The 5,925-nt window shown below is 69.9% G+C and carries 5 protein-coding genes; all 5 read right to left on the reverse strand.

Annotation, left to right across the window (positions count from 1 at the left end):
• Nucleotides 1–209 (reverse strand): acyl-CoA dehydrogenase family protein (locus VN520_RS38775; protein WP_325751654.1); only part of this gene is annotated, 209 nt, incomplete at its 3' end.
• A gap of 10 nt (nucleotides 210–219) precedes the next feature.
• Entirely contained in the window at nucleotides 220–1,458 is a 1,239-nt protein-coding gene (locus tag VN520_RS38780; protein WP_325751655.1) for a CoA transferase, read from the reverse strand.
• Nucleotides 1,455–1,982, reverse strand: coding sequence for a MaoC family dehydratase (locus VN520_RS38785; protein WP_325751656.1), 528 nt, complete (start codon nucleotides 1,980–1,982; stop codon nucleotides 1,455–1,457). Before VN520_RS38785 ends, VN520_RS38780 begins: the two co-directional genes overlap by 4 nt.
• A gap of 94 nt (nucleotides 1,983–2,076) precedes the next feature.
• Complete coding sequence (locus VN520_RS38790) at nucleotides 2,077–4,185, reverse strand: hydantoinase/oxoprolinase family protein (RefSeq protein ID WP_325751657.1); 2,109 nt, start codon at nucleotides 4,183–4,185, stop codon at nucleotides 2,077–2,079.
• A 4-nt stretch (nucleotides 4,186–4,189) separates the two neighbouring features.
• Nucleotides 4,190–5,925: hydantoinase B/oxoprolinase family protein (locus VN520_RS38795; RefSeq protein ID WP_325751658.1), on the reverse strand; the 1,736-nt coding region annotated here is incomplete at its 5' end.

Here is a 5,925-nt window from a genome sequence, read left to right on the forward strand (position 1 = left end):
GCGAAGGAGACCGGGTCCAGGTCCAGGCCCCCGTACTCCTCGGGCACGGTGATACCGAACAGCCCGAGTTCCTTGAGGCCGTCCACGATCTCGGTGGGGTAGCGCCCGGACTGCTCGTACTCGCGGGCGACGGGGATGATCTCCTTCTCGACGAACGCCCGTAGTGTCGCCTTGAAGTCCTGCTGTTCCTGGGTGAGTGCGAAATCCATTTGTTCTGTCCTAGTCAGCCGGTGTCGTGGTGTGGCCGGGGACCACCTCGCCGAAGGCGCCCTCGGCAGTCAGGGCGTCGATCTCGCCGGCCTCGTAACCGGCGAGATCACGAGTGACGTAGGTGAGGTCCTCGTTGCGCATGGGCGCGCGGCGGTAGGCCGGACGCTCGGGCCCGACCCGCACCGGAGACGCCAGTTGGCGCACGGTGCCGAAACGGGGGTGCTCGGTCTCGACGATCAGGTCCCGCGCCAGTGTGTGCGGTTCCCGCAGGGCCTGACTGACGCTGTTGACCGGCGCGCACGGAATGCCGGCGGCGGTGAGGGACTCGAGCCAGTCCGCGGAGGTGCGGGTGACGAACTCGGCTTCGAGCAGCGGGATCAGCTCGTCCTTGTTCTCATAGCGGTGCGCGAAGTTGTCGAAGCGCACATCGCTCGACCATTCGGCGTGGCCGAGGATCGTGGCGAGCTTCACCCAGAACTTCTCCTTGGGGCACGCCACGACGACCCATCCGTCGCGCGTCGCGAAGTTCTGGAACGGCACCAGTGACGGGTGCGCCGAGTGGTGGGTACGGGTGGGCTCGAAGCCCTCGTTGAGGTGCCAGGCCCCGGGGTAGTTCAGCATGGTCACGGCGATGTCGTAGAGGCTCACATCGCAGTCCATGCCGATGCCGTCGCGTCGCGCCGCGTGGAGGCCGGACACCAGCGCCAGCGCGGCCACATAACCGCCGGTGAAGTCCACCAGGGAGAGGCCGCTCTTGGCCGGGGGCCCGCCCGGCTCGCCCGTGAGGTCCATCCATCCGGCGAGTCCCTGGAGCAGGTAGTCGTAGCCGGGCTGGTCGCTGCGCGGGCCCGTCATGCCGTATCCGGAGAGCGAGCAGCAGACGATGGCTGGGTTGATGCCCTTGAGATCGTCGTAGGTGATGCCGATCTTGGCCGGTACGTCGCCGCGCAGGTTGGAGTAGACGGCGTCGGACTCACGGACGAGGCGCTCGAACACCTCGCGTCCGCGCGGGTTGGTCAGGTCGAGTGAGATGCTGCGCTTGTTGCGGTTGAGAGCCTCGAAGAAGAGGGAGTCCTCGCCCTCGCCGTACGGGGGCACGTACCGTCCCACGTCGCCGCCGGAGCGAGGCTCCTCGATCTTGATGACCTCCGCACCGAGGTCGGCGAGGTGCAGACTTCCCCACGGGCCCGCGCCGTACTGCTCCACGGCCAGGATGCGCACGCCCCCCAGGGGTGCCCGGCGGTTCACGGCTTCTCCGGAGCGGTCAGCGGCACTTCGCCCACGGGGAAGATGTTCTGGAGCTGTTCGGCGCCGCGCCTGTGCACCAGGAAGGTGCGCAGGAACGAGCACACCTCCTTGCCGTCCTGGTTCAGCGTCCGTGTCTTGACGGTCACGATGCCGGCGGTGGGCCTGCTCCTGCTCTCCCGCTTGGTCAGGACGACCGACTCGCTCCACAGCGTGTCCCCGGCGTAGACCGGGTGGGTCATCCTGATGTCGTCCCACCCCAGGTTGGCCACCGCGTTCTGCGTCAGGTCGGTGACGCTCTGGCCGACCGCGATGGCCACGGTGAGAGTGGAGACCACCAGGGGTCGCTCGAACTCGGACCGGGCCGCGTACTGACTGTTGAAGTGCAGCTGGTTCGTGTTCATGGTCAGCAACGTGAACCACGTGTTGTCGGTCTCGCTGACCGTCCGTCCCAACGGGTGCTGGTAGACCGCACCTTCCTCGAAGTCCTCGAAGAAGCGGCCCTGCCAGCCGGGTTCCACACTCACGCGTACTCCTAGATGTTCTTGCAGCGCACGAACGTGCTATGACAGTACAGACGGACGTCTGGAGGGTCCAGGCCCCCATGGGCGCCCGGATGCCTCAGCCGATCTCGAGCACGAGGTTGCCCCAGCGGTCGAAAGCGGCGACCTGGCCCGGGCGGATCACCACCACGGTGTCGGGCAGCTCGATGAGCATGGGCCCCTCGAACCTGCCGTCGACGCGTCCGCCGCTCAGCTTGAGCACCGGAGTGTCCAGGTAGCCCCGCTTCTCGGACCAGTAGACACGTCGGGAGAGCTCGCGCACGTTGCTCGCCGGCGGAGCTTCGGCCGGTGCGGGGCGGACCGTCAGGCCGCGGGCGCGTACGACGAATCCCGTGACGGTCACACCTCCCTCGCGATATCCGGCGCCCTCGCCGTGGAGGTCGTCGTAGAGGCGGGCGAACTCCTCGCCGAGCTCCGACACGGTCCCCTCGTCCGGTTCCGCCGTGGTGAGCGGCACCTCGATGTTGTGCAGCTGGGCGGTGTACTTCATGCGCAGGGAGCGGTCCACCTGGATCTCTTCGGGAGAGAATCCTTCGGACGCGAGCTTGTCACGCACCTCGGTCTCCAGCTCCGCGAAGGTCGCGGCCAGGGCCGCGGGCTCGGCGGGCATGGGGTGCTGGTCCCAGCGCTCGGCCACGTGGATCACGTCGGCGACGGTCGCCCCGAACGCCGACCACGCCGACGCCATGTGCAGCACCGGCACGATCACCTTGCGCACACCGACCTCGCGCGCCACGGCTCCGACGTGGACGGGCCCGCCGCCGCCGTACGCGAACACCGTGAACTCCCGCGGGTCGAACCCGCGCAGGATGCTCATCCGGCGCAGCAGGTCGGCCATCTTGGAGTCGATGATCCGGTTGATCCCGGCCGCCGTCTCCTCCGGCGTGAGGCCCAGCGGCTTTCCGAGCGCCCCGATCGCCGCCTCGGCCGCCGCCTTGTCGAGCCGGCGCTCACCGTGCAGGAAGTCCTCGGGGCCGATGATGCCGAGCACCACGTCCGCGTCGGTGACCGTCGGTTCGGACCCGCCCATGCCGTAGCAGACCGGGCCCGGGACGGCACCGGCCGAGCGCGGACCGACCTGGAGGTTCCCGGCCGCGTCGAGGAAGGCGATGCTGCCGCCACCCGCTCCCACCGTGTCGATGTAGATCATCGGCAGCGACACCTCGAACCGCTCCAGCATGGAGGTGTCCCTGGCGTCGGGCACGAGACCACGGATCACGCTGACGTCGAACGACGTACCGCCCATGTCGGCCACGATGAGATCAGGCTCGTCGCGGACGGCCGCGACGAACGCGCTGCCCAGCAGGCCGCTGACGGGCCCGGAATGCACGGTGCGCACGGGGGCGGTCCGTGCCTCGGCCTCGGTGATCGCGCCGCCCGCGCAGGTGGCGTAGAGGATCCGGCCGCGGTAGCCGTGGGCGTTCGCCTCCTCCTGGATGTTGCGCACGTACTCACGCATCAGGGGGCCGATGTACGCGTTGACGATGCCGCTCATCGTGCGCTCGTACTCGCCCACGTAGGAGGACACCGAACTCGCCGCCGTCACGAAGACGCCGGGATGACGCGCACTGATCAGCTCGACGGCACGGTTCTCGTGCGCCGGGTTGCGCACGGACCACAGGAAGCTGACGGCGATCGACTCCGCGCCCCCGGTCACGAGGTCGTCCGCTGCGTCCAGGAGCTGCTGCTCGTTCATCGGGACGAGCACCTCGCCCCGGAAGTCGACCCGCTCGTGCACTTCGCGGATCAGCCGTCGCGGAACGATGGGCTCCGGCTTGTCCGTGTGAGGGAGGTCCCAGATCATTCCGCCGTCCACACCGGCAAGCCGTCCCTCGGCCTTCATGATGAGGGTGGCGTCACCGTGGCCCGAGGTCGTGATGAGGCCGGTCCGGGCGCCGTCCCGTTCGATGAGGGCGTTCGTGCCGGTGGTCGTGCCGTGGATCAGCAGCGAGCAATGGCCGAGAACCTCGTCCAGGGACATCCCGAGGTGGCCGGCCGCGTCGGCGATCGAGGCGAAGAAGCCGGTGGCCCGGTTCTCCGGTGTGGTCGGCGTCTTCCCGGAGACGGCGCTCCCGTCCGGCCGGACGATCGCGCAGTCGGTGAACGTGCCGCCGATGTCCACGCCGATGACGAAGCCGTGGTCGGCTTCCGTGATGGTGATGCTCATGCGCCTACCGTCCTCTCTGCCGGAGAGTGGCCAATTCGAGGTGAAGGGTGCTTCCGGGGCCGTCCTCGCGTCGGCAGAACTGCTGCCCGAGGAGGCCGGCGCACGAAGGGCAGTGGTACTGCCGCAGCACGAGCGAGGCATCGCCGTACTCGGCCGGGTCCGGATAGAGCCGGGCGTCGACGTCGTGCGGGGCGTGTTCCGCCACGGCCGCGCCGTCCTGGAAGGGCGCCCCGGACTCGGCGAGCCAGTGGCCACAGCCCGCACAGGCCCAGCCGAAGGCGTCGCCCACGCCGACCAGGTCCACGCTGCCGCCCGCGCCGGGCAGCACGATCTCCAGAGGCCCTTCGGGGCGCGGCGCCGGCCGGGACGGTGCGACAGCCGATTCGAGCCGTCGGCGGCGAATCCCCTGGCGCGCCGTCTCCGTCGAGGCCGAGTCCACCGCACCGTCGGCATCGAGGACCACGCCCCAGAACTTCCGTGCGGCACCGACGCTGACACGGCCGTGCGCGACGTCGTCCGCGACGCGCTCGGGCTCGCGGCCGAGCGGGTCACCGAAGCCCCCGCCGCCGTTGTGTTCCACGACGACGGCATCGCCCGGAGGCACCGGCATGAGCACCGCCTGGGGATGGAGCCGCTCGAGGGCGCCCGTCTCCTCCTCCAGCTGCTTCCGGTCACCCGGTACGCGGCCCTCGGCCATGGCACGGGCGACGAGGCCTCCCGTGGAGCGCATGAAGTTGCCCGCCAGGGCGTAGTAGCCCCCGGCGAGTCCGGCCGCCAGGTTGGCGCTCGGCTCGACGAAGACCATCTGGGCATTGCTCATGAAGGCGTGGTGAGGAATCCAGGCCGCCTCGGTCCCGTTGCCGCCGCGCCACCGTCCCGGCCCACCGCCGTCGCGGAGCTCGCGACGGTAGAGCACCAGGCCGACACCCTCCTGCTCGACGGGTTCGATGTTGCCCGCGGAGGTGCCGAGCATGAACCACGAACCGCCGTTGTCCATCCCGTCCCGGTGGGGGAAGGCACCGACGCCGCCCCCCAGCAGTCCGCCGTGCAGGGAGACCGGTGGTGCGACGAGGGACATGTCCTCGTTGAGCCCGAAGCCGATGTCGGCCATGGCCACCGACAGGCCGCCCGAGGCCGTGGTGCGCGCCGCGAGGTCCGGCGGACCGCTCATCAGCATGGCACCGGTCGTGAGGCCCGCCAGGTTCATCGTGACGAAGACGCTGTGCAGCGCCGACGTGGCGGCCGGGGGATTGGCGCAGCTCCGGGTGCCGAAGACGGGCTCCATCACGACATGGTCGGCGATGCCCGCCATGCACCCCTGCTGGTCCCAGCCGACCGCCGAGGCGAGCGCCGCCACCACGGCCGAGCGGAGTACGGAGTACGTGGAGTTTCCGGGGCCGCCCTGCGGCGACGTCCCCGCGTTGCCGCACACGATCTGCTCGCCCCGCTTGGTGAGCGTGAGCACCTCCTGGTGCAGGCGGTGGTCCTCGCCGAGCGCCCCCGACACGTAGAGGCGCTGGCTCCACGATCCGTCCGGGATCCGGCGCAGACGCTCGCCGACCACACGGGAGCAGTCCGCGATCACCCGTCGCATCACGCCCTTGACGACGGCCGGGCCGTACTCGTCGGCCAGGCCGGTGATGCGTTCGACCATGGCCCGGCACCCGGCGATGCCGCTGTTGACGTTGAGCCGCAGGGTCCCGGGGTCGCGGCCCTGGTTCACCCACAGCTCGACGACGT

This window comes from Streptomyces sp. (assembly GCF_035563135.1).
GTDB lineage: Bacteria > Actinomycetota > Actinomycetes > Streptomycetales > Streptomycetaceae > Streptomyces.

Excerpts from the sequence above, each read along its gene's own strand:
- VN520_RS38790 (WP_325751657.1), bottom strand. The coding sequence starts at position 4,185 with ATGAGCATCACCATCACGGAAGCCGACCACGGCTTCGTCATCGGCGTG.